This is a genomic window from Sphingomonas sp. PP-CE-3G-477 (assembly GCF_003050745.1).
Classification (GTDB): Bacteria; Pseudomonadota; Alphaproteobacteria; order Sphingomonadales; family Sphingomonadaceae; genus Sphingomonas.
Genome location: NZ_QAOF01000001.1, coordinates 507,058 through 532,814 on the forward strand (window position 1 = coordinate 507,058; position 25,757 = coordinate 532,814).

A 25,757-nucleotide genomic window follows, 5' to 3' on the forward strand; every position below is an offset into this window, starting at 1 on the left:
CTGGAACAGGCCGTGACGTTGGTGCACACAGATTAATCAGGGGCCCGGCCGTAGCGTATCTACCGGGTTGTGCGGAGAACGGCGATGAGCATCGAATTCCTTAGTCCCGAAGTGGACGATCTGGCCCCCCGCATCGCGGTGATCGGCGTCGGCGGCGCGGGCGGCAACGCGATCGCCAACATGATGCGGGCCGACGTCCAGGGCGTCGACTTCCTCGTGGCGAACACCGACGCGCAGGCGTTGAAGCAGTCGACCGCACCGCAGCGGATCCAGCTCGGCACCAAGATCACGCAAGGTCTCGGCGCCGGTTCGCGTCCCGAGATCGGTCGCGCGGCCGCCGAAGAGACGATCGACCAGCTCGCCAAGATGCTCGAAGGCGCGCACATGTGCTTCATCACCGCCGGCATGGGTGGTGGTACGGGTACGGGCGCGGCACCGGTCATCGCCAAGGCGGCGCGCGACATGGGCATCCTGACGGTCGGCGTCGTGACCAAGCCGTTCGCGTTCGAAGGCAACCGTCGCGCCAAGTCGGCCGAGGGCGGCATCGACGAGCTGCAGAAGTATGTCGACACGCTGATCGTCATCCCGAACCAGAATCTGTTCCTCATCGCCAACGCGAACACGACCTTCAAGGAAGCGTTCACGATGGCGGACGAGGTGCTCCAGCAGGGCGTTCGCAGCATCACCGACCTGATGGTGATGCCGGGCCTCATCAACCTCGATTTTGCCGACGTCCGCTCGGTGATGCAGGAGATGGGCAAGGCAATGATGGGCACCGGCGAGGCGAGCGGCGACAACCGCGCGCTAGAAGCTGCACAGAAGGCGATCTCGAACCCGCTGCTCGAGGGCGTCAGCATGCGCGGCGCGAAGGGCGTCATCATCTCGATCACCGGCGGCGACGACATGCGCCTGCTCGAAGTCGACGAAGCCGCGAATCATATCCGCGATCTGGTCGATCCCGATGCGAACATCATCTGGGGTTCGGCGTTCAACCAGGAGCTCGAGGGCAAGATCCGCGTCTCGGTCGTCGCGACCGGGATCGATGCCGATGCGCGCCCGCCGGAAGTCGCACCTGAGCCAACCCGCTCGTTCAGTTTCGGATCGCGCAAGACCGACGAGAACACCTCGTTCCGTCCGAGCGAGCCTGCCGCTTCGTCGGCCGCGCCTGCTGCGTCGTCCGCCGACGAAGAGCCGCTCGACCTGAACGCGTCGTCGGAAGTCGAGCCATCGGCGTCGAAGTCGGATGACGAGCTGGTGCTCGGTGCCGAGACGATGGTGCCGCAGGCCGCGCCTGCGCCGGTTGCTCCTGCTCCTCAGCCTGCTCCCGCGCCGCGCACGTATGGCGACGAGCCTTACGGTCGTGGTCCGATCGCGCGTCCGGCTTCGGCATCGTCGGTGCCCGCTCGCGCACCGATCGCGCCGGCTGTTCCGGTGCCGACGCCGGCTGCCGACGAAGGTGGCGCACGTCGCCGCTGGCTCGCTCCGGGTGCCGAGGCTGCCCCCGAGGCGGTGCCGGCCGCACCGCGCGTGAAGCTCGGCGGTACGCTGTTCGAGCGCATGTCGAACGCGGCACGCGGTGCTGCGAAGGAAGACGGCGAAGCGGCCCCTCAGGATCCGCTCGACATCCCCCGCTTCCTGCATCGTCAGAACAACCAGTAAGTCGGGAACATCTCGACTTATCAATATCTTGCACGATCCAGCCCTGACCTCCCCTCTCCCATCGGGAGAGGGGGATACGCCAGAGGCGGCGACGAGTGAGGGCATGTCGAGCAGGGCTTTCGCGCTTGCGTGCGCAAAACCCTGCATTCGTCGCCGCCCCAGCCCAGTTCGCCGCGCGCATGCGTGCGAGACATTGCCGGTTCGGTCGGGCTGGCGTCTAGACAGTTGAACCTCATGACCCGGTCCTCCCATCATATCCTGACCGCCGCGCTGGCCCTCGTGCTTGCGGCCGTGCCAGCCGCCGCGTCTGCGCAAGCCGTCGTCCAGGCGATCCCCGGCACGACCGACGCGGACAAGCTCGGCGACGTGATGCGCCAGCTCGCCAGCAACCCGCGCAACATCGACGCGCTGATCAAGGCGGGCGATCTTTCGATGGGCCTGGGCGATCTTAGCGGTGCCGCGGCATTGTTTGCGCGGGCGGAAAAGGTGAACCCGCGCGATGGTCGCGCCAAGGCGGGGATGGCGTCGATCCTCGTCCGGTCCGAGCGTCCGGGCGAAGCGCTCCGCTATTATGCGCAGGCGGAGGGCCTCGGCCTCGACCCGCGCAACTTCGCCGCCGATCGCGGGCTCGCCTACGACCTGATCGGCCAGCAGGATCGGGCGCAGCGCGACTACCGCGTGGCACTCCGCGATGCGCCCGACGACGAGACGACGCGGCGCTATGCCTTGTCGCTCGGTATCTCGGGCAAGCCAGAGCTCGCGGTCCAGCAGCTAAATCCGCTTCTGCTCAAGAGCGACCGCGGCGCATGGCGATCCCGCGCCTTCATCCTCGCGATGAACGGCGATGTCGCCGGCGCTGAGAAGATCGCGACGACGATGATGCCCGCAGGCACCGCCCAAGGCCTGCAACCCTTCTTCCAGCGCCTGCCCAACCTGCCGGCGAGCGACCGCGCCTTCGCGGTGCATTTCGGCGAAGTCCACGCGACGCCTGCACGCCTCGCTGATGCGCGCATGGCCCCGCCACTGGGCGTGCTTGCTGCAGACCCGACCGCGCCGGTCATGATGGCAGCCGTCACACCGCAGCCTGCGGTCACGGCCAAGACCGGCAAGAAGGACAAGCGCGATCGCCGCTCGAACCGCGACCGTGTCCAGATGGCCGCGGTGACGCGACCGTCGTTGACACCAGTACCTGTGACAACGTCGGCACCGGTCCCGCCGGTCGCCACCCCACCACGTACGCTGACGACGGTCCCTGCGCCCAGCACCTACGCCGCCCCCGTCCAGCTCGCAGCAGCGCCGATGCAGATGGTCCAGCCCTTGCCGGCCCGCACGGTGCAGCCTGTGCCGCGGCCAAGCTATTCCGCGCCGACCGTGACGCTTCCTGGCGCGCGTACCAACCCGGCCGCGGAAACGAACTCCGTCGTCTCAGCGACCATTCAGCCGAGCGCGTCGCCGGTTGTCCGTACGATCCCGACGCCGTCGCCAGCAGGAACTCTCCCCCCACGCGTGGCCACGCAGATGGCGGCGATCCCGGTAGGGCAAACACGAGCCGATCCGACCCGTACGGCGAATGCGCTCGCAGCATCGGCAGCGGCGCCGCCGTCGGTTTCGCCGCTACCGACTCCGATACAGCAGGCGCCCGTTCAGCAGGTCGCCCCAACGCAGAGTGCCAGCGCCGAGACGCCGACACCCGGCTTCAGCAGTTCGTCCACGCCCGCACCGGTGGCTGCCACCCTGCCACCACGGACTCACGCAGTCGCCGCGAGTGAGGACTCGATTCTCGCGCGGATCGTCGCTGGCCTGTCGATCCCCGCGTCCGAGCTCGACGTCGCGCCGATGCATCCCGCGCCGGTCGTCACGCCCGCCACTATCCCGGTCTCGGATGATTCCGAACGCGTGCTCGTCGAAGCAAAGGCCAAGACCGAGCGCGACGCTGCGGCGAAGGCGATCGCCGCCAAGACGCTGGCCGCGGACAAGCTCGCAGCCGACAAGAAGGCGGCGCTCGACAAGAAGGCCGCGGCGAAAAAGGCGATCGCCGACAAGAAGGCGCTGGCCGAGAAGAAGGCCGCCGCCGCCGAGAAGCTTGCCGCCGACAAGGCTGCGGCGGAGGAAAAGCGGATCGCCCGCGCCAATCCTGCGCGGACCTGGGTGCAGGTGTCGACCGGCGCGACCGAGGGCGATCTGCCCAAGGCGTGGAAGAAGGCGAAGGCCAAGGCACCGACCGTGTTCGGCGCTCGCGGCGGCTGGACCGCACCTTGGAAGGCGACCAACCGCGTGCTCGCCGGCCCGTTCAAGACCGATGCCGAGGCGCGGACCTTCGTCAATCAGCTTGCCAAGGAAGGCGTCTCGACGTTCACCTTCACCAGCGATCCCGGCGAGATCATTACGAAGCTCCCCGCGAAGTGAGCTATCGCGCGCCCTGGGCATCGGACCCGGCGCGCAGCAAAGGACGGCTTCACGAGGAACAGAACGGGTCCGTCCGTGGTCCGCGCGATGCCTTCCACCGCGACCGCGACCGGATCATCCACTCGATCAGCTTCCGCCGCCTGCGCCACAAGACGCAGGTGTTCATGGCCCCCGACGGCGATCATTTCCGCGTCCGCCTGACGCACAGCCTGGAGGTCGCGCAGATCGGCCGGACGATCGCGCGGACGCTCGCACTGAACGAGGATCTGACCGAGGCGCTATGTCTCGCACACGACATCGGCCATCCGCCGTTCGGCCATGCCGGCGAGGATGCGTTGAAGGCGGCGCTGACCGGGCAGGGTGGGTTCGATCACAACGGCCACACGCTGCGCACGTTGATGACGATCGAGCGGCCCTACCCGTTATGGAACGGGCTGAACCTGACATGGGAAACGCTCGAAGGTCTCGCCAAGCATAACGGCCCGGTGCGGCATCCGGGATGGGCTCTGGCCGCGGCGGATGCCGAGTTCGGCCTCGCGCTGACCAGCTTTTCGTCGCTGGAGGCGCAGGTCGCAGCGATCGCCGACGATATCGCCTACGACAATCACGACATCGACGATGGTCTTCGCGCAGGATTGCTGACGCTCGACCAGATGCTCGCGGTGCCGCTGGTGGCGCGCGGCTGGGACGATGTGCGGGGGCGCTTTCCCGATATCGAGCCGAAGCGTCTGGTCGGCGAACTGGTTCGCACGCAGATCGGGACGATGGTCAACGACCTCATCGCGGAGACGCGCGAGCGGATCGCGGCGAGCGGCGTCACCAGCGTCGACGACGTCCGCGATGCAGGCCAATGCCTGGTCGGCTTCTCGCCTGAGATGCGCGAGGCGGAGCGCGACCTGAAGCGGTTCATGTACGCCAATCTCTATCACCACCCGCGCCAGCTTGCCGCGGCGGATGCGGCACACGGAATCGTCTCAGGCCTGTTCGCGGTCTATCGCGACGATCCTATGACCATGCCCGAGGAATGGCGCGACCGCCTGCCTGCGGACGATCCCGATCGCAGCCGGCACATCGCCGACTTCATCGCCGGCATGACCGACCGCTACGCCGTGTCGCGCTACCGCGAACTGGTCGGCCCGATAGACTTGCCTGAAGGGTTTTAGGTCGTGGCGTCCGTATGACGGGCGTCGAGACTAACCCGAGCCGAACGAAAAACGGCGGCCGGACCGAGGTCCGACCGCCGTTTTCGTTATCGTTGCAGCCGCAGTTTAGCGCGCGACGGCAGCGACCCCGCCTGCCGCACCGGTAGCTTCGGCGGTCTTGAACGCGACCGGGACGCCGGCCGACACGCCCGACACACGGTCGCCGCGAACGATCAGATGGAAAGCCTGGCCCGACGGATAGCGGCGACCGTCGATCACCTGGCGACCACCCTGCTGGGTCGACGTGTAAATGTAGGTGCTGCCCTCATGAACGAAGCTCTGCTTGCTCTCGGCGGCCATGCCGATGGTCGACGTGAGGGCGGCCGCTGCTGCTGCGATGATCTTGATGGTGTTGCGCATGATCGTGTCTCCCGCGTGTTGCGTTGAGCCGGATCAGGTCCTGTCCCAACTCTCGATACGAGAAATATTGCAGTGCAGCATAAACGGCAATTGCAAAGCAGACTGTCACGATTGCAGCTTATGCAACGGCCGATGATCGAACACCTGAGCAGGCGGATCAGCGCGACGCGGGATAAAAATTGAGCGTCGCGCTGCGATGGGCTAAAGCGCCCGCTTCCTTACGATACCGGAATTACCATGACGCTCTACGCCCGTTTCGCCGCGCATATCGATGCGGCGCTCGACACCCTGACCGAAGCGGGAACGCTGCCGGCTGGGCTCGACCGCAAGAACGTCACGGTCGAGCCGCCGCGCGACACGAGCCACGGCGATCTCGCGACCAACGCTGCAATGGTCCTGGCCAAGCCCGCCAAGACCAATCCGCGCGTTCTCGCCGATGCGCTGGTCGTCGAACTGTCGAAGCTCGAGGACGTCGCCTCGGCGAGCGTCGCGGGACCCGGCTTCATCAACATGAAGCTGACCGACGACGCCTGGCGCGCCGAACTGGCCGCGATCCCCGAGGCGGGCGCCGACTACGGCCGGTCGAAGCAGGGCGACGGGATCACCGTCAACATCGAGTATGTGTCGGCAAACCCGACCGGCCCGATGCACATGGGGCATTGCCGCGGTGCGGTCGTCGGCGATGCGCTGGCCAGCCTGCTCGAATTCGCCGGCCACAAGGTGATCCGCGAATATTACGTCAACGATGCCGGTGGTCAGGTCGACGTGCTCGCGCGCTCCGTCCACCTCCGTTACCGCGAAGCGCTCGGCGAAACCGTCGAGATTCCCGAGGGCCTGTACCCCGGCGACTATCTCGTCCCCGTCGGCCAGTCGCTCGCGAAGGAGTTCGGCGAACGCTATGTCGGCGCGCCCGAGAGCGAATGGCTGGTCGTCTTCCGCACGCAGGCGGTCGCGGCGATGATGGTGATGATCCGTGCCGATCTGGCGTTGCTCGGGATCGAGCACGAGGTGTTCGCGTCGGAGGCCGAACTTCAGGCTGCGAAGAAGCCTGAGGCAGCCGAGGCGGAATTGCGGTCGCGCGATCTCGTCTACGACGGCGTGCTCGAAGCGCCGAAGGGCGAGACGACCGACGATTGGGAGCCGGTCGAGCTGCCGCTGTTCCGCTCGTCGCAGTTCGGCGACGACCAGGATCGCCCGATCAAGAAGTCGAACGGGTCGTGGACCTATTTCGGCGCCGATCTCGCCTATCATTTCCAGAAGAGCCAGAGCGCCGACCAGCTGATCGACATCTGGGGCGCGGATCATGGCGGCACGGTCAAGCGGATCGTCGCGGCGGTGGCGGCGCTGACCGGCGGCAAGACGCGGTTCGACGTCAAGCTCGTCCAGATGGTCCGGCTGTTGCGCAACGGCGAGCCGGTCAAGATGTCGAAGCGGTCGGGCAATTTCGTCACGCTGGCGGATGTCGTGCGTGAGGTCGGCAAGGATGTCGTGCGCTTCACGATGCTGACGCGGCGGTCGGATGCGCAGATGGATTTCGACTTTGCCAAGGTGGTCGAGGCGTCGAAGGACAACCCGGTTTTCTACGTCCAGTACGCGCACGCCCGCATCGCATCGCTGCATCGGCGTGCGGAAGAGGCGGGAATCACGCCTATTTCTGCGGATTTGTCCCGGCTTGATACGGACGAACTTGCTCTCGTACAGCTTGCAGCGCAGTTTCCGCGGCTCATCGAGATCGCCTCGACCGCGCGCGAACCACACAGAATCGCGTTTTATCTCTATGACTTGGCGGCAGCGTTCCACGCGCTATGGAATGTCGGAAACGACCGGCCCGACCGTCGTTTCCTGGTGATCGAGGATCCACAGGCGACCGCGGCACGCCTTTTCTTGGCGTCCGCTATAGGGCAGATTATTCATAACGGCCTCGCCATCATGGGTGTCGAAGCGGTTTCGGAGATGAAGTGATGGCCGAAGATATGGATCTGCGCGAGGAAGACCGGCTCCCCTGGCTCGAAACCGTCGAGCCGGACGAGCAGGAAACCGTTGGCATCGGCCGCGTCATTGCGCTCGTCGTGCTCGGTCTCGCGGTGCTCGCGGCGATCATCTTCGGTATCTACAAGCTGCAACAGCGCGCGCCGACGGGCGACGGCCAGATGATCGCCGCGCAGGAAGGCGACTACAAGGTCAAGCCCGACGACGCCGGCGGCCTGAAGGTCAAGGGCGAGGGCGATTCGGCGATCGCGACCAGTGCGGGGAAGTCGGGTAACGGCGCGATCGATCTGCGCGGCGTGCCGGAAGCGCCGGTCGACGGCAAGCGTGCGGTCGCGGCCAAGGCTGACGACGCAGCGGGTCGCAACGCGGTCGCACAGGTTCCTGCCTCGGGGGGGCGGCTGGTCGCCACGGCACCGCTATCAGCGTCGAAGCCGAGTGGCGCTGGCGCGGCTACTGGCGGTTCGCTCGTCCAGCTCGGTGCGTATCCGAGCGAAGCAGTCGCCAACGCGGCCTGGACGAACTTCTCGAAGCGGTTCGCGTATGTCGGCGCGCTCGGCAAGTCGGTCCAGCCGGTCGCGACTGGCGGTCGGACCCTGTATCGTCTGCGCGTGAACGCGGGCAGCGCGAACCAAGCGGCGGATATCTGTGGCCGGTTGCGGGTCGCTGGCGAGACTTGCTTCGTCGCCAGCTAAGAGCTGTGGCGATCGGCGGGAGCTTACTGTTTGCCGCAGACCCTGGCTGAACGCCGGTTGTCATAGATCTATTTGTTGCGCGCGGTTTCGGTGGCGTGATGACACCGCCAAGGTGCGTCCGGCCTCGCGCACGGCGCTCTGCTTGAGGTTGCGCGGCGCGTTACAGTCGCGCGACGCTATGGCACAGTCGATCGTCTTTGCCGGGCTTGGCGACCCGCTAGGGCATCACACCACGCGACGATGCTTTCCACCGTATTTACGCCCGATATAATCGCCGATCTGTGCGACTTCGGTGGCTGCGGCGAGCGCGCCATTCATCTGGCAAGGGAGCGGATCGCTATCGTGATTGGCGACCCGGGCCTGAACCTTGTCGCACAACTCCTCGATATCCGCGCGAGAGAGAACGTTCTTCTCTCGCAGCAGGCAGATGAGGCTTTGCAGGATGACCAGGTTTTTGTCCTCGGGGTCTGCTTCGAGTTTCAGGGGCGTTGCCATCATGCCTCTCCTTCAATGTTTTCAGTAGACTATGCCGATCTGGACCCGTTGCAAGCCCTAAAGCTAAAAATGGCGTACCGATTGCTCGAAACTGGAGGGCTATCCTTCTGGCCGGCAGGCGTTTCGGGCGTCAATTCCGTACCGGATAAGTTATCGGCCATTCCTTCCGGATGCTGTCGGTCCGAGTGAAGCCGGGGTGACGGAACGGGTTGGCGTGCTTATCTGTGTGCGATGTACAAACCAAAAGCCGGTCTTCCCACGCGCGAGCAGATCCTCGACTTCATCGCCACCTCCGACGTGCCCGCGGGCAAGCGCGAGATCGCCAAGGGCTTCGGGCTCAGCGCGCAGGACAAGATCGGGCTGAAGGCTTTGCTCAAGGACATGGCCGATGAGGGGTTGATCGACAGCGCCCCGGGTCGTGCGTTCCACAAGATGGGCGGCATCCCGAAGGTAACGGTGCTGCGGATCGCCGATGTCGATGACGGCGGCAACGTGTGGGCGGTCCCGGAGCGCTGGGAGGCGGAAGGCGTGCCGCCGCCGCGTCTTCGCGTGCGCGAACGGAAACGCGGGGCGCTGGGCGTTGGCGAGCGGATCCTCGCGCGCACCGAGGAGGCCGGGAATGGCTGGATCGCGCATCCGATGAAGGTGCTCGCGCCGGCGTCCGAGCAGGTCCTGGGCGTCTTGCGCGAAGAGGCGGGGCGGCTCTGGCTGACGGGTGTCGACAAGCGCGAGCGGCGTGAGTTCGCCGTCGCGGACGCAGGTGGCGCGGCGCCGGGCGACCTCGTGCTGGCGGAACTCGCGGGCAAGCCGCCGAAGATTGCCGCACGCGTGGTGTCGAAGCTTGGCGATCCGTTTGCGGCGCGGAGTTTCTCGCTGATCGCGATCCACAAGCTCGGCATTCCGGACGTCTTCTCGCAGGAGGCGCTCGACGAGGCGGAGCGGGTGTCGAAGCTGCCGCTGGGTGAAGGGCGTGAGGATCTGCGCGACCTGCCGATCGTCGCGATCGATCCCGAGGATGCGCGCGATCACGACGATGCGGTCTGGGCGGAAGCGGATGACGATCCCTCCAATGCGGGCGGGTGGAAGGCGATCGTCGCGATCGCCGACGTCAGCTTTTACGTGCGGCCGAAGTCGGAGGTCGACCGCGAGGCGCGGCGGCGCGGGAACTCGGTGTATTTCCCCGACCGGGTCGTGCCGATGCTGCCCGAAATTCTCTCGGCCGAGGTGTGCTCGCTGAAGGAAGGCGCGGACCGTGCAGCGCTCGCGTGCCATCTGCGGATCGGCAAGGATGGTTCGCTCAAGTCGTGGCGCTTTACGCGCGCGGTGGTGCGGATCGTCGCGAACCTTGCGTATGAAGAGGCGCAGGCGATCATCGACGCCGCATCGCCGGTGGTGGACGAGCGCGGCGATATGCTGAGCGTATTGCAGCCGCTCTGGGCTTGCTGGCATGCTCTGGCCAAGGCGCGGGATGCGCGGGCGCCGCTCGATCTCGATTTGCCGGAGCGTCGCGTGGTGCTCGACGAGCAGGGACGGATCATGTCGGTGTCGCCGCGCGAACGGCTCGATGCGCACCGGTTGATCGAGGACTACATGATCGCCGCCAACGTTGCCGCCGCCAAGGCGCTGGAGGCGAAGAAGGCGCCGGTGATGTACCGCATCCACGAGCCGCCGAGCCGTGAAAAACTGGCGGCGCTCAAGGAATATCTCGAGACGTTCGACGTGCCGTTCGCGCTTGGGCAGGTCGTGCGGCCGGCGACGTTCAACCATATCATCGAGCGGATCGGCGATGCGGATTTCCGTCCGCAGGTGATGGAGCAGATCCTCCGCACGCAGACCCAGGCCTATTACGCGCCCGGCAATCACGGGCATTTCGGCCTCAGCCTCGGCAGTTACGCGCATTTCACCTCGCCGATCCGGCGATATGCCGATCTGCTCGTCCACCGCTCGCTGGTGTCCGCCTACGGTCTTGGCGAGGGCGGGTTGCCGGCGGACGATGCGGCCAACATGGAGACGGTCGGCGAGATCATCAGCCGGCTCGAACGCCGCGCGATGGAGGCCGAGCGCGACACCACCGATCGCTATGTCGCGGCGTTTCTGTCGGAGCGCGTCGGCCAGGTGATGGACGTGCGGATCACCGGCGTCACCAATTTCGGCTTCTTCGCGACCGTCGAGGGGATCGGCGGCGACGGCCTGATGCCGGTGCGCGATCTGGGCGGCGAATATTTCCGCTTCGACGAGGGCGCGCGGACGCTGACCGGTGAGCATACCGGCGACGTCTTCGCGCAGGGCCAGACGCTGGAACTGCGGCTGGCAGAGGCGAACCCGGTGTCGGGTGCACTGCGCTTCGAGATGCCCGAGGGGAAGGGTGCGGCCCAGCCTCCCCGTGGCGGCCGCAAGCCGGTGCGCGAGATCAAGCGGCGCGGTCGCCCGGCGAACATCCACCATAAAGGCAAGCGGCGTTAGGAATTGCGCAAACCCCCCGCGCTATGCGAGATCGGCGCGGGGGGAAGAGTATGCGGGGACTTATTCTAGGCCGATCGCGACGACGGATCGTCAAGGATTTCGTCGGGGCACGGGCCACGTCGGCTGATCGTGCGATCCCCTATGTCGCGAACGACGCGCGGATATTTCGCCAACTTCGAGTCTATGGCGCGATCGTCGACGACGGGGCGGGGCGTTATCATCTCGATGCGCGAAAGCTCGGCGCATTTCGCGCTTCGGTACGACTTCGAGCCGCAGCGATCGTCGGGGTATCGGGCGTCGCTGCAAGCGTTGCGGCGGCGGCGACGGTCTTCGCGCTTGCCGAATAAGCTATCGCCGGTAAATCCGAGCCCATCCGGCATGCCGATGGCGTTGCGTCCGCATCGGATCCGCGGCGTCATCCCGGCGCTGTTTCTGGCGCGACACGCGATAGGACCCGACGATGCGATCGTCTTCCTACCGCGTGATGCTCGGGAGCGGGCGGCGTTCGATCGGCTGCGCGCCAACGGCATCGTCCGCGAAACCGCACCAGGCCGCTTTTATTTCGATCTCGACGCGCATTACGCTGCTGTCGAGCGCCGCCGGCGTCTCGCTGTGCCGATCGCCATCATCGTGTCGGTGCTGATCGCCTGGATCGCCACGCGGTTCTTCCGCGGTTGATCACCCGACCGTGAAGGTAAGCCCCGCCTTCGCCACCAGCCGATCGCGCAACTTCGCCCCCATCAGCGCACCCGGCGTCCAGACGCCGCCATCGCCTTCCACGTCCTGGACGAGGCATAGTGCAGACTCGGCGATCATCTTGCTGGTCGATCCATAGCCGGGATCACGGTCGCCGGTGACGACCGCGTCGATCCGCTCGCCATCGGGCATGATACCCGCGAACAGCAGGTCGTAATGGCCGGCATTGCGTTCCTCCTTCGACGGGCCTTCGCCGGGTTTCGGCCCCTTGTCGCCCGAGAATGGATTGAACTTGGCGATCGCCTCCGCCGCGACCTTGCCGATATCGCCGAGGCCGGCGACCATCATCTCGTCATATACGAAGTCCGCGCCATACGCCTCGCCGAGCAGGAAGTTCGTGCGGTGGACGTTCTTGGTATTGATCGGCGCCATCACGAACGGCGCGACCCAGGCCGAGAGGGTCGTGTCGTATTCGGGGAGCAGCCCGGTCGGCTGGTGCGGTCCCTGGAAGCCGGGGGTGAGCGCGAACGGGCTGGTCAGCAGCTTGATGATGCCGGGATCGCGGGCGGCAGCAGCCAGCGTCGCATTGAGGCTGGCCGCAGTGCCGCCGGAGAACGTGCCCTGCATTTTGCGCACGCGGCCTTTCACGCGGGGTGCGGGGATGCCGTATTTGGCCTTCGCCGCATCCTGCAATGTCAGCACGCCGAGATCGAATGGGATCGAGTCGAAGCCGCAGGAGAACACAATCCGCGCACCGGTGCGCGTCGCTTCGCCTTCGTGCGCGTCGATCATGTGGCGCATCCAGGCGGGCTCGCCGCACAGGTCGACATAACCAGTGCCGGTCGCAGCGCAGGCGGCGACGAGGTTGGAGCCGTACAGCTGGTACGGTCCGACCGTAGAGATAACTACGGTGGCGCGTTCGGCCATCGCGCGGAGGCTGGCGGGATCGTCGGAGTCGGCAGCGATCAACGCCGTCTCGGCAGGCGCGCCGATCAGGTCGCGGACCTCCTGCAACTTCGACAGCGAGCGTCCCGCCATCGTCCATCTAACGCCGGTGGGATAGGTCTGGACGAGATACTCCGCCACGAGTCGGCCGGTGAACCCGGTCGCGCCGTAGATGACGATGTCAAAGTCGCGCATATCCATCTCCTGTTTTGCTGAGTTTGCGCGCGCGGGCATGGCATCGCAAGCGAAACGCCGTCGTCGGCATGGCTCGCCAAGGCCGCGACGATCTGCGAGGATCGCCCGATGGCATCCGATCGCAAGACCGTCGCGTTCATCGTCGACCAGCTCGCCGCGGCGGGGGAGGTCTCGGCAAAGCCGATGTTCGGCGAATACGGCGTCTATTGCGATGGCAGGATGGTCGCGCTGATCTGCGACGACCAGCTTTTCGTCAAACCGACGCCGGGCGGCCGCGCGTTCGCAGGAGCGATCGACGAGGCACCGCCCTATCCGGGCGCCAAACCATGCCTGCTGGTCGACGCCGATCGCTGGGACGATGCCGAGTGGCTGGCGGAACTCGTCCGTATCTCGACCGCGGAACTGCCGATGCCCAAACCGAAGAAGGCCAAGCCCACGAAGGTTTAGGCGGCCTCGTTGAACTGGAGACTCGCCAGCCGCGCGTAGAGCCCGCTGTTGGTCATCAGCGACGCGTGCGAGCCTTCCTCGACGATCTGTCCGTCGCTCATCACGATGATCCGCTCGGCCGCGCGCACGGTGGCGAGGCGGTGCGCGATGACGAGCGTGGTGCGGTTCGTCATGAGCCGCTCGAGCGCCTCCTGCACGAGCCGTTCGCTTTCGGCATCGAGCGCACTGGTGGCCTCGTCGAGCAGCAGGATCGGCGCATCGCGGAGGAGCGCGCGCGCGATCGTGACGCGCTGGCGCTGGCCGCCCGACAGCCGAGCGCCGCCTTCGCCGAGGAAGGTGTCGAGGCCTTCGGGCAGCTTGCGCAGGAATTCGGCGGCGTTGGCGGCTTCGGCGGCGGCCCAGAGCTGGTCGTCGGTCGCGGACCAGTCGCCGTAGCGGAGGTTGTCGCGTGCCGAGGCGCCGAAGATGATCGTTTCCTGTGGGACCATTGCGATGCGGGCGCGGACTTCCGCCGGGTCGGCGTCGCGCAGGTCGATGCCGTCGAGCGTCACGCGGCCGGCGTCGGGATCGTAGAAGCGCTGGACCAGCTGGAAGAGGGTAGTCTTGCCTGCGCCCGAGGGGCCGACGACGGCGACCGTCTCGCCCGGCTTCACGTCGAGCGAGAAGCCGTTCAGCGCGGCGACGTCGCGCTGCGTCGGGTAGTGGAACTGCACGCCTTCGAACGCGAGCGCGCCGCGTGGCGGCTGGGGCAGGGCGACCGGGTTGGCGGGCGCGGCGATCTCGGGCTTTTCGCGGAGCAACTCGGACAGGCGTCCGGCCGCACCGGCGCCGCGCAACAGGTCGCCGTACACTTCGGTCAGCGCGCCGAACGCGCCTGCGACGATGCCGCCGGTCAGGACGAACGCGGCGATCGCGCCACCGCTGATGCGGCCGGCGGCTACGTCGATCGCACCTTCCCACAGGACCAATGTGATCGATCCGAAAACGAGGCCGATGACGATCGCGGTCATCACCGCACGCAGCATGATCCGCGCGCGAGCCGCGGCGAAGGTCGCGCTGACCGCGTCTCCGAAGCGGATCGCCTCGCGGTCTTCCTGCCCGAACGCCTGTACGACCTTCATCGCGCCGAGCATTTCCGTGGCGATCGAGCCGACATCGGCGACTCGGTCCTGCGAGGTGCGCGAGTAGTTGCGCACGCGTTTGCCGAGCAGCGCGATCGGCAGGATGATCAGCGGGATACCGATCATCAGCATGCCGGCGAGTTTGGGCGAGATCGCGAACAGGTAGATCAGCCCACCGATGCCGGTGAAGGTATTGCGGAGCGCGATCGACACAGTGCTGCCGACGACCTGTTCGATCAGCGCCGTATCCGAGGTCAGGCGCGAGGCGATTTCCGACGGGCGGTTCTCCTCGAAGAAGCGCGGTGTCAGGCGGAGGAGATGGCGTTGCACGTTGGTGCGGATATCCGCGACGACGCGCTCTCCGAGCCACGACACGTAGTAGAAGCGCACCGCGGTCGCGAGCGCGAGCACGACGACGATCATCAGCAAATAGTGGAAGGAGTTGGCGACCGACCCGCCTGCACCGGGGCCGAAGCCGCGGTCGATGACGCGCTTGAATCCGTACGGGATGCCGATCGTCGCCGCCGACGTCATCATCAGCGCGAGCCCCGCGAACGCGATCTGGCGAGGATATTGGGAGGCGTGATGCCACACCATCGCGAGATCGCCGATCCGGCGGGAGGTCTTCTCTTCGGGTATCGGCTTGGCCATGCGCGGTGCCTAGCAGTGGCGGGGGTGGTGCTCAACGAGAACCGGGCGTCGCAGCGAGCGGTGATCCGGTCGCGCGGGACGGAGCGGCGGTCGATCGCGCGTTGCACTGCGGCAAAATTGCGTTACCACCGTGCAAAGCCCGATGAGGCGAGAGGATACCGCATGCTCTACGATGCCTATGAATTCCAGCGTTCGATGATGGCCGGCGCCAGCAAGATGGCGAGCTTCGGCGCGGATCTGCTCAACAATCCGGCAAACCCGTTCGCCTATTTGGGTGGCGGCACGGTGGTCGCGTCGGCGCTCGAAGTGTTCGCACACGCGAATGCGACGCGAGGGAAGCCTGCCTTTGGTCTCGACACGACGACGATCGACGGCCGCGAGGTCGCGGTGCGCGAGGAGATCGTGTTGCGGAAGGACTTCGGGCAGCTGAAACGGTTCGTGCGCGAGGGTGTGGAGGACGGTCCGAAGCTGCTGATCGTCGCACCGATGTCCGGCCATTACGCGACCTTGCTGCGCGGGACGGTCGAGCGGATGCTGCCGTTCGCCGACGTCTACATCACCGACTGGCGCGACGCGCGCAGCGTGCCGCTCTCGGCAGGGCGGTTCGATCTCGACGACTACATCGATTATCTGATCGAATATCTGGAGACGATCGGCGCGAATGAGGGGCAGGGGGGCACGCACATGCTGGCCGTCTGCCAGCCCTCGGTTCCCTGTTACGCCGCCGTCGCTTTGATGAGTGCGGACAAGAACCCGTGCCGTCCCAAGACGCTGACGATGATGGGTGGTCCCGTCGATACGCGCGAGGCGCCGACCGCGGTGAATACGCTGGCGACCGAGCGGCCGCATGCGTGGTTCGAGCAGAACGTGATCGCGACGGTGCCGGGCAATTATCCGGGTGCGGGTCGGAAGGTGTATCCCGGCTTCCTGCAGCTTGCAGGGTTCATGTCGATGAATCTGGGCAACCACATGGTCTCGCACTGGGAGATGTATAAGCATCTCGTCCAGGGCGACGGCGAGAGCGCGTCGCAGAGCCAGGATTTCTACGAAGAATATCGCTCGGTCTGCGACATGACCGCGGAATTCTATCTCCAGACAATAGACGTCGTGTTCCAGAACCACGCGCTGCCGCGTGGGATCATGACGCATCGTGGTCGGCTGGTAGATCCGGCGGCGATCACCGATATCGGTCTGCTCGCGGTCGAGGGTGAGCGCGATGATATTTCGGGGTTGGGGCAGACCAAGGCGGCACTGACACTGGCGACTGCGCTACCCGACGAGAAGAAGCGCTATCTGATGGCGGAAGGTGCTGGCCATTACGGCATCTTCAACGGCTCGCGCTGGCGGGACAAAATCGCGCCAGTGGTTGAGGAGTTCATCACCGCGAACGGGTGAGGAAAACGGGCAGCCCTCGCAGGCTGCCCGCAGTCGTTAGGCGATCGAGTTTACCACCGCGTGGCTGCTCGATTCGTCCGTGCGGATCGTGCCGCCGAACAGCATCTTGAGGCGGCCGCCGATCGATATGTCGGTTTCCCAGAGCTCCGCGCTGTCGATGTCGAAGCGCAGCAGCGTCAGGTTGGGGTCTTCCTTGCCGCCCGGAAACCATGCCTCGACCTGATTGTTCCAGAGCTTGTCGATCTGCGTGCGGTCGTTCGACGTCGAGACGTCGCCAGCCATGCAGGCGAAGAAATCATGGCCCTTGCCGACGAACTGCGCCATCGCCGCGCCGCCCTTGGCGATACGGTTGTCGCGGCCGGCGAAGAAGAACAGCGTGTTGGGCTGATCGTCGTCGATTTGCGCTGTCATCGGCTCGGAATGCTGGCCGTCATGCAAGCCGATCATCACGAACGGGCTCGCCTTCAGCTTCTCGATGAACTTCGCTGCGACTTCCTGCGGGGTATCCTTGTCGGCCATCGTCATTCTCCTATTGGCTTGGATTGCCACTGAGAACGGGCGGGGCGGAGGTTGGTTGCGCGGGGGCGCCGATCGGGGCACGCGATGCCGCTTGGTGAAAGCGCATGCGACGCGCCATGGTGTTGGCGGCAGCAGTTCTGCTGTCGACCAGAAAGGATCGAGAATGTCTCTCACCGATCTGTGTCTGATACTAGGCGTGCTCTTCGCCTTTGCGACCTTGGTCGTGAAGATCATCGAAGTGGCACGTCGAGGATAAGCACACGGGCGGGGTTCGGGCTGACACTCGAGCCCCAAACGTATTAGAGCCCCGGCCGCTGACACGGCCGAGGCTCCCAGAAAGGCGAGAATGTCCTTCGCCGAACTCTAAATATCCCTTTGCCGGATACCTTGCAAGGTCACAGTACTTCGAACAACCCGGCTGCGCCCATGCCGCCGCCGACGCACATCGTGACGACGACGTACTTCGCGCCGCGACGCTTGCCTTCGATCAGCGCGTGGCCGGTCGCGCGAGCGCCGGTCATGCCGTAGGGGTGGCCGATCGAGATCGCGCCGCCGCTGACGTTGAGCAGTTCGTCGGGGATGCCGAGGTTGTCGCGGCAGTACAGGACCTGCACCGCGAACGCCTCGTTCAGCTCCCACAGGCCGATATCGTCCATCTTCAGTCCGAAGCGCTTGAGCAGCTTGGGGATCGCCACGACCGGGCCGATACCCATCTCGTCGGGCTCGGTGCCGCCGACCGCCATGCCGACATAGCGACCGAGCGGCTGGAAACCGCGCTGCGAGGCGATCTTCTCTTCCATCAGCACCGAGGAGGACGAGCCGTCCGACAGCTGCGATGCGTTGCCGGCGGTGATGGTGAAGTCGGGGCCCATTACCGGCTTGAGCGACTGGAGGCCTTCGAGCGTGGTGTCGGCGCGGTTGCCCTCGTCCTTGGTGATCGTCACGTCCTTGTACGTGACCTCCTTCGTCTCCTTGTTGACGATGGCCATGTTGGCATCGACGGGCACGATCTCGGCGTCGAAATAGCCAGCGGCCTGCGCGGCGGCGGTGCGCTGCTGCGACTGGAGCGCGTAGGCGTCCATCGCATCGCGGCTGATCCCGTAGCGCTTGGCGACGACCTCGGCGGTCTGCAGCATCGGCATGTAGACGTCCTTGTGCATCGCGATCAGCTGAGGATCGGGGGCGACGCGCATCTGCGGGGTCTGGACGAGGCTGATGCTTTCGACGCCGCCGCCGATCGTGATGTCCATGTTGTCGGTGATGATTTGCTTGGCCGCGGTGGCGATCGCCATAAGGCCGGACGCGCACTGGCGATCGACCGACATGGCCGAGACGGTGACGGGAAGCCCGGCGCGGAGCAACGAGGTGCGAGCGATGTTGCCGGCCTGGTGACCCTGCTGAAGCGCGCAGCCGAAGACGACGTCGTCGACTTCGGCGCCGTCGATGCCGGCCCGCTCGACCGCGGCCTTGATCGAATGCGCGGCCAGCGTGGGGGCGGGGGTGTTGTTAAAGCCGCCGCGATAGGCGCGGCCGATGGGGGTGCGGGCGGTGGAGACGATAACGGCTGAACGCATGGGTATTCCTCTTCTTCACTCCCCTCCCGCATGCGGGAGGGGTTGGGGGTGGGCGCCCGGCCAAAGCGGGCGAAACGGTCGTGGAGAGCGGCAGCCCACCCCCCGGCCCCCTCCCGCAAGCGGGAGGGGGAGAAGCATTAAACGGAGACTTGGCTGATCCATTCGGCGATCAGGGCGGGCTTTTCCTGGCCCTCGATCTCGACGGAAAACGCGTTGGTCTGCTGCCACTGGCCGGGACGCTTCTCGTCGAACGAGAGCAGCTTGAAGCGGCCGCGTACCTTCGAACCCGAGCGGACGGGCGTCAGGAAGCGGACCGAGTTGCCGCCGTAATTGACGCCCATCTTCGCGCCTTCGATGGTCGGCGCATCGGGGACTTTCGACGACAGCAGCGGCATCAGCGACAACGTCAGGAAGCCGTGCGCGATCGTGCCACCGAACGGGGTCTGTGCCGCACGGACCGGATCGATGTGGATGAACTGATGGTCGCCGGTCGCATCGGCGAACTTGTCGATCATCTCTTGCGTGACCTCGACCCAGTCGGAAACCGTCTCGGTGCCGATGCGCTGTTGCATCTGCGCGGTGGTGATCGTCGCCACGGCATTCCCCTCAAAGCTCATTTGGCGCTAAGCGCTGAAATGTCTCTAGGCGTACAGGCGAGCGGATCGCAAGCCTCACCCAACCGGAAGCTGGAAAATGTCGACTGCCGTAACGTCCCATGCCCGCGCTATCATGGCAAAGCTGTACCGCGCGAGCGAACCCGATGTTCTAAAACCGTTGCTGGACCGCGCCGCGCTCGATTCGGATTCGCGTGAACGCGTGATGGGGCATGCGCTAGGCCTGCTCGCGGACCTGCGAGCGGCGCAGAGCAAGGGGTGGGTGAACCAGTTCCTCCAGGAATATCGGCTGAATTCGTCGGAAGGCGTCGCGTTGCTGTCGCTGGCCGAGGCGTTCCTGCGCGTGCCCGATCCGGAGACGGCGGATCTGCTGATCGCGGACAAATTGGGCGATGCCGACTGGCGCGCGCATGCGGGCAAGTCGAACTCGAAGCTCGTCAATTCGGCGACCTGGGGGCTGGTTGTCGGCCGCGTGCTGGTCGGCGAGGGATCGACCGGGCCGCTGCGGCGCCTGATCAGCCGCGCGGGCGAGCCGTTCGTGCGCCAGGCGGTCGGCGCGGCGATGAAGATGATGGGCGAGATCTTCGTGATGGGTCGCACCATCGACGAGGCGATGAAGCGGATGCGCCGCCCGGAGAACAAGGGCTTCACGGCGAGCTTCGACATGCTTGGCGAGGCGGCGCGGACGCATGCCGATGCGCAGCGATACTTCCAGGCGTATGTCGGCGCAGTCGATGCGGTCGGGCGCGATCCGGCGGCGGGGCACTCGATCTCGGTCAAGCTGTCGGCGCTGCACCCGCGGTACGAGGTGGCGCGGTGGAGCGAGTGCGTCCCCGCGCTGACCCAAATGCTGGAGGCGCTGGCGGTGCAGGCGGCGTCGAAGGGCATCGCGCTGACGGTCGACGCGGAGGAATCCGAGCGGCTCGAAATGAGCCTCGACATTATTGGCGCGGTCGCGGGGCTCCCGTCGCTGAAGGGCTGGGACGGGTTCGGCATGGCGGTGCAGGCCTATGGCAAGCGCGCGCGGCCGGTGATCGAATGGGCGAACGGGCTGGACCGCGTGATGAACGTGCGGCTGGTGAAGGGCGCGTATTGGGATAGCGAGATCAAGCGCACGCAGGTCGAGGGGCTGGCGGACTATCCGCTGTTCACGCGCAAGGCGGCGACCGACGTGTCGTACCTGGCGGTGGCGAAGGACATGCTGGCCGCGGAGAATATCCGGCCGGCGTTCGCGAGCCACAATGCGCTGACGGTCGCGACGATCATGGAGTGGGCGGGCAACTCGCGCGACTTCGAGTTCCAGCGGCTGCACGGGATGGGCGACGGGCTGTACGAGCGGCTTGTGCAGGAGAATGGCTATCACTGCCGGGTGTATGCGCCGGTTGGCGGGCACCGCGATCTGCTGGCGTATCTGGTTCGGCGGTTGTTGGAGAATGGGGCGAATTCGAGCTTCGTGCACCAGTTGGCGGATGAGCGGCTGACCGAGGCGGAGATTCTGGCGGATCCTGTGGCGAAGATCGCTGCGGTCGGGGGGAAGCGGCATCCCAGCATTCCGTTGCCGGTGGATTTGTTCGGGGCCGGGGGGCACCGGAATTCCGCCGGGTTGGATTTGAGTGATGTTGGGACGCTGGAGGCGGTGGCGCGGGCCGTTTCTGCTCCCCTTCCGCTTGCGGGAGGGGTCGGGGGAGGGGCCGACCTTTCCTCCACGGGTTCCGATCGCGGGTTGGTCATCCCCTCCCCCGACCCCTCCCGCGAGCGGGAGGGGAGTGCGGTTGCGGTTGCCATTGGCCGTGCGCATGCGGCGTTTCCGGGTTGGTCGACCACGCCGGTCGACGAGCGAGCCGCTTGCCTCGAACGGCTCGCCGACCTGCTCGAGAAGCATCGCGACGAACTCATGGCGATCTGCGTTCAGGAGGCGTTCAAGACGATTGGCGATGCGATCGGCGAGGTGCGGGAAGCCGCCGATTTCTGTCGGTATTACGCGCAGCAGGCGCGGCTGAACCTGCATCCGATCGAGCTGCCGGGGCCGACCGGCGAGCGCAACACGCTGCATATCGAGGGTCGTGGCGTCTGGGCGACGATCGCGCCGTGGAACTTCCCGCTGGCGATCTTCCTCGGGCAGACGGTGGCGGCGCTCGTCACCGGCAATACCGTCGTCGCCAAGCCTGCACCGCAGACTCCGCGGATCGCGGCGCGTGCGGTTGAGTTTGCGCATGAGGCTGGCGTGCCGGTCGATGCGCTGGTGCTCGTGACCGGCGGGCCGGAGGTTGGCGCGGCGCTGACGGCGGACGTGCGGATTCAGGGTGTCGCGTTCACCGGGTCGACTGCGACGTCGCGGAAGATCGCGCGGTCGTTGCTCGACGACGAGACGCGGCCGATCGTGCCGCTGATCGCGGAGACCGGCGGGATCAACGCGATGATCGTCGATTCAACCGCGCTGCCCGAGCAGGTGGTGGCGGACGTGATCGCGTCGTCGTTCCGGTCGGCGGGGCAGCGTTGCTCGGCGTTGCGCTTGCTGCTGGTGCAGGAGGATATCGCGGACGGCGTGATCGAGATGCTGTCGGGGGCAATGGAGACGCTGCGAATCGGGCGGTCGGGCGATCCCGCAACCGACGTCGGGCCGGTGATCGACCAGGCCGCGTATGACCGGCTGATGGCGTATCGCGAGAGTGTGAAGGCGAAGATCGTCAAGACGCTCGATGCACCCGCGGACGGGCTGTTCGTGCCGCCGACCTTGGTGCGGATCGGGGCGATCGAGGATCTCAACCAGGAGTGGTTCGGGCCGATCCTGCACGTGGCGACGTGGGAGGCGGGGAAGCTGAGCGAGACGATCGCTCGGGTCAACGCGAAGGGTTACGGCCTGACGATGGGCCTGCACAGCCGTATCGCGCGGGCGGCTGAGGTGATCGAGGCCGAGGCTGCGGTGGGGAATCTGTATATCAACCGGTCGATGATCGGGGCGGTCGTGGGGTCTCAGCCTTTTGGGGGCGAGGGGTTGTCGGGGACTGGGCCGAAGGCTGGCGGGCCGCGGTATCTGTACCGGTTCTGTGCTGAGCGGGCTGTTTCGGTGGATACGACGAGTGCTGGGGGGAATGCGACGTTGTTGTCGTTGGATGAGGGCGGAATTTAAGCGGGCCGGCGGGACACCGACGCGTGTCAGCTAACGTACTGATCGAGCACCTCCCCGGCGGAGGCCGGGGTCCAGCTGGGAGACGTTGCTGAAGGGCGTTGCGCTTCGTTACTGCGACCTCACCAACTGGACCCCGGCCTCCGCCGGGGTGGTGACTGGGAGGGCGGTGGACACGTCATGCCGGGGTTTGTCTGCCAGCGGCAGGTTCGCGGTACGCTAGCCCAGAATTGTTTCCCCGCGAAGGCCGGGACCCAGACTGGGCTCCCGCCTTCGCGGGAGAACAAATTAGCAGGGATAACGGGGTTTTAGGCAGGCGATGCTTCCGCATCCGATCGTCTGCCCTCAGGATACGGCATCACCACCGAGCCATCCGGTGCGGCCATCATGTTGACCTGCGTCGGGAAGGCGATCTCGATCTTCTCGTCGTTGAACCGCTTCAGGATCGCGATCCCGACGGCCGTCCGACCGTCGTAGAAACTCGCATAATCCGGCCCCTTGCTGTCGAACTGGACCTCGAAATCGAGGCTCGACGCGCCGAAGCCGGTGAAGCCGGCGCGGGTGAAGATCTTGTCGTTGGCTTCGACGATTTCCTTCAGCATCGCGGGGATGCGCGAGCAGACTTCGGGGGGCGTCGAATAGGTGACGCCGATGACGAACTTCGCGCGGCGGTGGTTGCGCTGCGTGTTGTTGAGAATCTCCTTGTTCAGGAGGTTCTTGTTCGAAATCACGCGCTCCTCGCCGTCGATGCCGCGGATACGCGTCGATTTGAGGCCGATTGCCTCGACGCTGCCAGAGGCTGTGTCGTAGCTGATCGAGTCGCCGCGGCGGAACGGGCGGTCGAAGATGATCGCGAGCGCGGCGAACAGGTCGGCGAAGATGCCCTGCGCCGCCAGCCCGATCGCGATGCCGCCGACGCCCAGTCCTGCGACCAGGCCGGTAACGTTGACGCCGAGATTGTCGAGTACCACCACCAGCGCGACCGCGAACACCACGAAGGTGACGAGCAGGCGGATGAGGCCCATCGCCGAGAGCAACGCTTCACCCGAATAATGCTCGGACTGCGTACGGTGCTCGATCGCGCCGAGAATGATCTCGCGCACCCATACGGCCGCCTGGAACACCGCGGCGACGGTGAAGAGGAAGTTGATCGTCGTAGCGACCTCGCCGGGGGCGGCGGAGTATCCCGCGACCAGCTTTGCGGCGAGCATGACGATGAAGAAATTGCCGGTGCGGGCGATCGCCTTGCCGACGACGATGCCCCAGCCGTTCAGCGCGCGCGGGCGTTCGCAAAGCTTGCTGCCGAAGCGACGCGCGGTGTGGAGCGCGACGACGATCACCGCGCCGATCCCGAACGCGATCAGGATCTGGAGCCAATAGGCTTGCACCCAGGCGAAACTGGCGGTGACGAAGCCCTGGGCCTGATCGCCGACGTCGCCCGCGTCGAAGATCGGTTGCTTGGCGGCAGCAGTGGTATTGGTCATGGAAATACTCGTCAGGCCGCTTTGGCCAGTGTCGCAACAGCGGGCGTGCCGGCTTCGAGGAAGGTGATCAGGCCACATTCCTCGCGGCTCATGTAGCGCTTGGCGCGCGGAAGGCGGAGCGCCTTGCGGAAGGTCGACTGACCGGTCTTCACCAGCGCGATCAGCGACGGGTGGACGTAGCTCTTCCGCGCGATCGCGTGGGTGTTGCCGAGACGGGCGACGACGGGTTCGAGCATCGTCTTGAGGCTCAGGTCCCGCTCGGCCGACGCGAGTGCCTCGAACGCGGCAACGCTGGCGGCCCAGGTGCGGAAGTTCTTGGCAGTGAAATCGGTGCCCGTCACGTCGCGGATGTAGCAGTTGACGTCGGTCGAGGTGACGGGGTGCGCAACGCCGGCATCGTCGAGCCACGCGAACAGATGCTGTTCGTCGAGATCCTGGCATTTCTTGACGAAGCTGCTGAGCGAGCGATCGGTGATCCTGAGCGTCCGCATCTTGCCGGACTTGCCCTTGTACTGGAGTTTCAGGGTCGAGCCCTTCACTTCTCCGTGACGCTTGCGCAGCGTGGTGGCGCCGAAGCTCTCGTTCGCTTCGGCATAGGCTTCGTTGCCGATGCGGATGTGGCCGCCGTCGAGCAGGCGGATGACCGCGGCGACCGCGCGTTCGCGGGTCAGCGAGCGTTTGCGGAGATCGGCCTCGACCGCCTTGCGGATCTTGGGGAGCGCGTGGCCGAAGTCGGCGCAGCGTTCGTACTTGGCGGCTTCCTGTGCCTCGCGGAAGCCGAGGTGATAGCGGTATTGCTTGCGCCCCTTCTCGTCCCAGCCGACCGCCTGGATATGACCGTTGGGCTTGGGGCAGAACCACGCGTCGCGGTAGGCGGGGGGCAGGCCGACTGCGTTCAGCCGGTCGATTTCTTCGCGGTCGGTGATGCGTTCGCCCTTGGCATCCCAATAGCCCCAGCCGTTCCGCATCTTCTTGCGGGTGATGCCGGGCTTGGAGTCGTCGGAATACACGATCTTGGTGGGCAATGCGGTGGTCCCTTGGGGGCGTCTGATTCTGACTATCTCTGCAAATGTTCGGGAAGGCGCATCGTTCCGGAACGAGGCGGGCTGCGCTTGGTTGAGGGGGCACGGGATTTCACTGGAGACATGACATGGCCGATCTTTCCCAAGCTCGCGTATTGATGCTCGCTGCCGATGGTTTCGAGACCGTCGAACTGTTCGAACCGCGCAAAGCGCTGGAGGCGGCGGGCGCGAAAGTGACGCTCGCCTCGATCAAGACCGACCCGATCCAGGGCATGAAGGGCGACATCAACAAGGCCGAGACCGCGACGCCCGACCTGACGCTCGACGAGGTCGATACCGACGACTACGACGCGCTGGTGCTGCCGGGCGGCGTCGCCAATCCCGACACGATGCGCCAGCAGGAGCGCGCGATCGAGATCATCACCGAGTTCATGGAGGACGGCAAGATCATCGCCGCGATCTGCCATGCGCCGTGGTTGCTGGCCGAGGCGGACGTGATCGATGGGCGCCGCGTGACGAGCTTCCCGTCGATCCGGACGGACCTGGAGAATGCGGGCGCGGACGTGGTGGACGAGGAGGTCGTGGTCGACGGAAACCTGATCACGAGCCGTAAGCCGGACGATATTCCGGCGTTCAACAAGGCGATCATTGCGGCGCTCGAGGAAGAGCTGGCCGACGAGCCGGTCGACTGACGCGTGATG

21 protein-coding genes are annotated in these 25,757 nt (G+C 65.9%); 12 read left to right on the forward strand and 9 right to left on the reverse strand.

Annotated elements, in window-relative coordinates; translation table 11 throughout:
* Nucleotides 1-84 precede the first annotated feature (84 nt).
* From ftsZ to C8J45_RS02350, 3 genes are all read left to right on the forward strand, one after another.
* Nucleotides 85-1,659, forward strand: a complete 1,575-nt coding sequence (ftsZ, locus tag C8J45_RS02340; protein WP_107961709.1) for a cell division protein FtsZ — start codon at nucleotides 85-87, stop codon at nucleotides 1,657-1,659.
* A gap of 234 nt (nucleotides 1,660-1,893) precedes the next feature.
* Nucleotides 1,894-4,065, forward strand: a complete 2,172-nt coding sequence (locus tag C8J45_RS02345) for a tetratricopeptide repeat protein (RefSeq protein WP_107962198.1) — start codon at nucleotides 1,894-1,896, stop codon at nucleotides 4,063-4,065.
* Nucleotides 4,062-5,228, forward strand: coding sequence for a deoxyguanosinetriphosphate triphosphohydrolase (locus C8J45_RS02350; protein WP_107961710.1), 1,167 nt, complete (start codon nucleotides 4,062-4,064; stop codon nucleotides 5,226-5,228). Before C8J45_RS02345 ends, C8J45_RS02350 begins: the two co-directional genes overlap by 4 nt.
* 105 nt (nucleotides 5,229-5,333) lie before the next feature.
* Here the strand turns inward: C8J45_RS02350 and C8J45_RS02355 are convergent, their stop codons facing one another.
* Nucleotides 5,334-5,627 carry a hypothetical protein gene (locus C8J45_RS02355; RefSeq protein WP_107961711.1) on the reverse strand — a complete coding sequence of 98 codons (294 nt, stop codon included), beginning with the start codon at nucleotides 5,625-5,627 and terminating at the stop codon, nucleotides 5,334-5,336.
* A gap of 237 nt (nucleotides 5,628-5,864) precedes the next feature.
* Between C8J45_RS02355 and argS the strand changes: the two genes are divergently transcribed.
* Together argS and C8J45_RS02365 are read left to right on the forward strand one after the other, a co-directional pair.
* Nucleotides 5,865-7,589 carry an arginine--tRNA ligase gene (gene argS / locus C8J45_RS02360; RefSeq protein WP_107961712.1) on the forward strand — a complete coding sequence of 575 codons (1,725 nt, stop codon included), beginning with the start codon at nucleotides 5,865-5,867 and terminating at the stop codon, nucleotides 7,587-7,589.
* Nucleotides 7,589-8,308, forward strand: coding sequence for an SPOR domain-containing protein (locus tag C8J45_RS02365; RefSeq protein WP_107961713.1), 720 nt, complete (start codon nucleotides 7,589-7,591; stop codon nucleotides 8,306-8,308). The genes argS and C8J45_RS02365 overlap by 1 nt, the downstream gene beginning before the upstream one ends.
* Nucleotides 8,309-8,533: 225 nt before the next feature.
* Here C8J45_RS02365 and C8J45_RS02370 read toward each other — a convergent pair whose 3' ends face one another.
* Entirely contained in the window at nucleotides 8,534-8,803 is a 270-nt protein-coding gene (locus tag C8J45_RS02370) for a hypothetical protein (protein ID WP_056052907.1), read from the reverse strand.
* A 231-nt stretch (nucleotides 8,804-9,034) separates the two neighbouring features.
* Here C8J45_RS02370 and rnr point away from each other — a divergent pair, with 231 nt between their 5' ends.
* Genes rnr through C8J45_RS02385 form a run of 3 tightly spaced genes read left to right on the forward strand, consistent with a single transcriptional unit; the run spans nucleotide 9,035 to nucleotide 11,944 of the window.
* On the forward strand, nucleotides 9,035-11,266 hold the full coding sequence (rnr, locus tag C8J45_RS02375; RefSeq protein ID WP_107961714.1) for a ribonuclease R: 2,232 nt from the start codon (nucleotides 9,035-9,037) through the stop codon (nucleotides 11,264-11,266).
* Nucleotides 11,267-11,316: 50 nt separating this feature from the next.
* Nucleotides 11,317-11,613, forward strand: a complete 297-nt coding sequence (locus C8J45_RS02380) for a hypothetical protein (protein WP_107961715.1) — start codon at nucleotides 11,317-11,319, stop codon at nucleotides 11,611-11,613.
* Nucleotides 11,614-11,644: 31 nt separating this feature from the next.
* Nucleotides 11,645-11,944, forward strand: coding sequence for a hypothetical protein (locus C8J45_RS02385; RefSeq protein ID WP_107961716.1), 300 nt, complete (start codon nucleotides 11,645-11,647; stop codon nucleotides 11,942-11,944).
* Here C8J45_RS02385 and C8J45_RS02390 read toward each other — a convergent pair whose 3' ends face one another.
* Entirely contained in the window at nucleotides 11,945-13,102 is a 1,158-nt protein-coding gene (locus tag C8J45_RS02390; RefSeq protein ID WP_107962199.1) for a trans-acting enoyl reductase family protein, read from the reverse strand.
* A gap of 108 nt (nucleotides 13,103-13,210) precedes the next feature.
* On the opposite strand from C8J45_RS02390, the gene C8J45_RS02395 reads away from it, so the two are divergent.
* Complete coding sequence (locus C8J45_RS02395; protein ID WP_107961717.1) at nucleotides 13,211-13,549, forward strand: TfoX/Sxy family protein; 339 nt, start codon at nucleotides 13,211-13,213, stop codon at nucleotides 13,547-13,549.
* Here the strand turns inward: C8J45_RS02395 and C8J45_RS02400 are convergent.
* A complete protein-coding gene (locus tag C8J45_RS02400; RefSeq protein WP_107961718.1) occupies nucleotides 13,546-15,321 on the reverse strand; it encodes an ABC transporter transmembrane domain-containing protein in 1,776 nt (591 codons plus the stop codon). The genes C8J45_RS02395 and C8J45_RS02400 overlap by 4 nt on opposite strands.
* Before the next feature lie 162 nt (nucleotides 15,322-15,483).
* Here C8J45_RS02400 and C8J45_RS02405 point away from each other — a divergent pair, with 162 nt between their 5' ends.
* Complete coding sequence (locus C8J45_RS02405) at nucleotides 15,484-16,716, forward strand: polyhydroxyalkanoate depolymerase (RefSeq protein ID WP_107962200.1); 1,233 nt, start codon at nucleotides 15,484-15,486, stop codon at nucleotides 16,714-16,716.
* A gap of 36 nt (nucleotides 16,717-16,752) precedes the next feature.
* On the opposite strand, the gene C8J45_RS02410 is transcribed toward C8J45_RS02405, so the two are convergent.
* From C8J45_RS02410 to C8J45_RS02420, 3 genes are all read right to left on the reverse strand, one after another.
* Nucleotides 16,753-17,235: a pyridoxamine 5'-phosphate oxidase family protein gene (locus C8J45_RS02410; protein WP_107962201.1), complete on the reverse strand. Its 483-nt coding sequence runs from the start codon at nucleotides 17,233-17,235 to the stop codon at nucleotides 16,753-16,755.
* 395 nt (nucleotides 17,236-17,630) lie between these two features.
* Nucleotides 17,631-18,809, reverse strand: coding sequence for an acetyl-CoA C-acyltransferase (locus tag C8J45_RS02415; RefSeq protein WP_107961719.1), 1,179 nt, complete (start codon nucleotides 18,807-18,809; stop codon nucleotides 17,631-17,633).
* 137 nt (nucleotides 18,810-18,946) lie between these two features.
* On the reverse strand, nucleotides 18,947-19,381 hold the full coding sequence (locus C8J45_RS02420; protein WP_181321105.1) for a MaoC family dehydratase: 435 nt from the start codon (nucleotides 19,379-19,381) through the stop codon (nucleotides 18,947-18,949).
* 157 nt (nucleotides 19,382-19,538) lie between these two features.
* Here C8J45_RS02420 and putA point away from each other — a divergent pair, with 157 nt between their 5' ends.
* Nucleotides 19,539-22,553: a bifunctional proline dehydrogenase/L-glutamate gamma-semialdehyde dehydrogenase PutA gene (gene putA, locus C8J45_RS02425; protein ID WP_374956418.1), complete on the forward strand. Its 3,015-nt coding sequence runs from the start codon at nucleotides 19,539-19,541 to the stop codon at nucleotides 22,551-22,553.
* Between the two features lie 305 nt (nucleotides 22,554-22,858).
* On the opposite strand, the gene C8J45_RS02430 is transcribed toward putA, so the two are convergent.
* Together C8J45_RS02430 and C8J45_RS02435 are read right to left on the reverse strand one after the other, a co-directional pair.
* Nucleotides 22,859-24,034, reverse strand: a complete 1,176-nt coding sequence (locus C8J45_RS02430; protein ID WP_107961721.1) for a mechanosensitive ion channel family protein — start codon at nucleotides 24,032-24,034, stop codon at nucleotides 22,859-22,861.
* An 11-nt stretch (nucleotides 24,035-24,045) separates the two neighbouring features.
* Nucleotides 24,046-25,002, reverse strand: coding sequence for a DNA topoisomerase IB (locus tag C8J45_RS02435; protein ID WP_107962203.1), 957 nt, complete (start codon nucleotides 25,000-25,002; stop codon nucleotides 24,046-24,048).
* 182 nt (nucleotides 25,003-25,184) lie between these two features.
* Between C8J45_RS02435 and C8J45_RS02440 the strand changes: the two genes are divergently transcribed.
* Nucleotides 25,185-25,748: a type 1 glutamine amidotransferase domain-containing protein gene (locus tag C8J45_RS02440; protein WP_107961722.1), complete on the forward strand. Its 564-nt coding sequence runs from the start codon at nucleotides 25,185-25,187 to the stop codon at nucleotides 25,746-25,748.
* The last annotated feature ends 9 nt before the right edge of the window (nucleotides 25,749-25,757 follow it).

Bases quoted from the DNA above. Each gene is read 5' to 3' on its own strand.
- ftsZ (WP_107961709.1), top strand. From the start codon at position 85: ATGAGCATCGAATTCCTTAGTCCCGAAGTGGACGATCTGGCCCCCCGC.
- C8J45_RS02345 (WP_107962198.1), top strand. From the start codon at position 1,894: ATGACCCGGTCCTCCCATCATATCCTGACCGCCGCGCTGGCCCTCGTG.
- C8J45_RS02355 (WP_107961711.1), bottom strand. From the start codon at position 5,627: ATGCGCAACACCATCAAGATCATCGCAGCAGCAGCGGCCGCCCTCACG.
- argS (WP_107961712.1), top strand. From the start codon at position 5,865: ATGACGCTCTACGCCCGTTTCGCCGCGCATATCGATGCGGCGCTCGAC.
- C8J45_RS02365 (WP_107961713.1), top strand. From the start codon at position 7,589: ATGGCCGAAGATATGGATCTGCGCGAGGAAGACCGGCTCCCCTGGCTC.
- C8J45_RS02370 (WP_056052907.1), bottom strand. From the start codon at position 8,803: ATGGCAACGCCCCTGAAACTCGAAGCAGACCCCGAGGACAAAAACCTG.
- rnr (WP_107961714.1), top strand. From the start codon at position 9,035: ATGTACAAACCAAAAGCCGGTCTTCCCACGCGCGAGCAGATCCTCGAC.
- C8J45_RS02380 (WP_107961715.1), top strand. From the start codon at position 11,317: ATGCGGGGACTTATTCTAGGCCGATCGCGACGACGGATCGTCAAGGAT.
- C8J45_RS02385 (WP_107961716.1), top strand. From the start codon at position 11,645: ATGCCGATGGCGTTGCGTCCGCATCGGATCCGCGGCGTCATCCCGGCG.
- C8J45_RS02390 (WP_107962199.1), bottom strand. From the start codon at position 13,102: ATGCGCGACTTTGACATCGTCATCTACGGCGCGACCGGGTTCACCGGC.
- C8J45_RS02395 (WP_107961717.1), top strand. From the start codon at position 13,211: ATGGCATCCGATCGCAAGACCGTCGCGTTCATCGTCGACCAGCTCGCC.
- C8J45_RS02400 (WP_107961718.1), bottom strand. From the start codon at position 15,321: ATGGCCAAGCCGATACCCGAAGAGAAGACCTCCCGCCGGATCGGCGAT.
- C8J45_RS02405 (WP_107962200.1), top strand. From the start codon at position 15,484: ATGCTCTACGATGCCTATGAATTCCAGCGTTCGATGATGGCCGGCGCC.
- C8J45_RS02410 (WP_107962201.1), bottom strand. From the start codon at position 17,235: ATGGCCGACAAGGATACCCCGCAGGAAGTCGCAGCGAAGTTCATCGAG.
- C8J45_RS02415 (WP_107961719.1), bottom strand. From the start codon at position 18,809: ATGCGTTCAGCCGTTATCGTCTCCACCGCCCGCACCCCCATCGGCCGC.
- C8J45_RS02420 (WP_181321105.1), bottom strand. From the start codon at position 19,381: ATGCAACAGCGCATCGGCACCGAGACGGTTTCCGACTGGGTCGAGGTC.
- putA (WP_374956418.1), top strand. From the start codon at position 19,539: ATGGCAAAGCTGTACCGCGCGAGCGAACCCGATGTTCTAAAACCGTTG.
- C8J45_RS02430 (WP_107961721.1), bottom strand. From the start codon at position 24,034: ATGACCAATACCACTGCTGCCGCCAAGCAACCGATCTTCGACGCGGGC.
- C8J45_RS02435 (WP_107962203.1), bottom strand. From the start codon at position 25,002: ATGCGGAACGGCTGGGGCTATTGGGATGCCAAGGGCGAACGCATCACC.
- C8J45_RS02440 (WP_107961722.1), top strand. From the start codon at position 25,185: ATGGCCGATCTTTCCCAAGCTCGCGTATTGATGCTCGCTGCCGATGGT.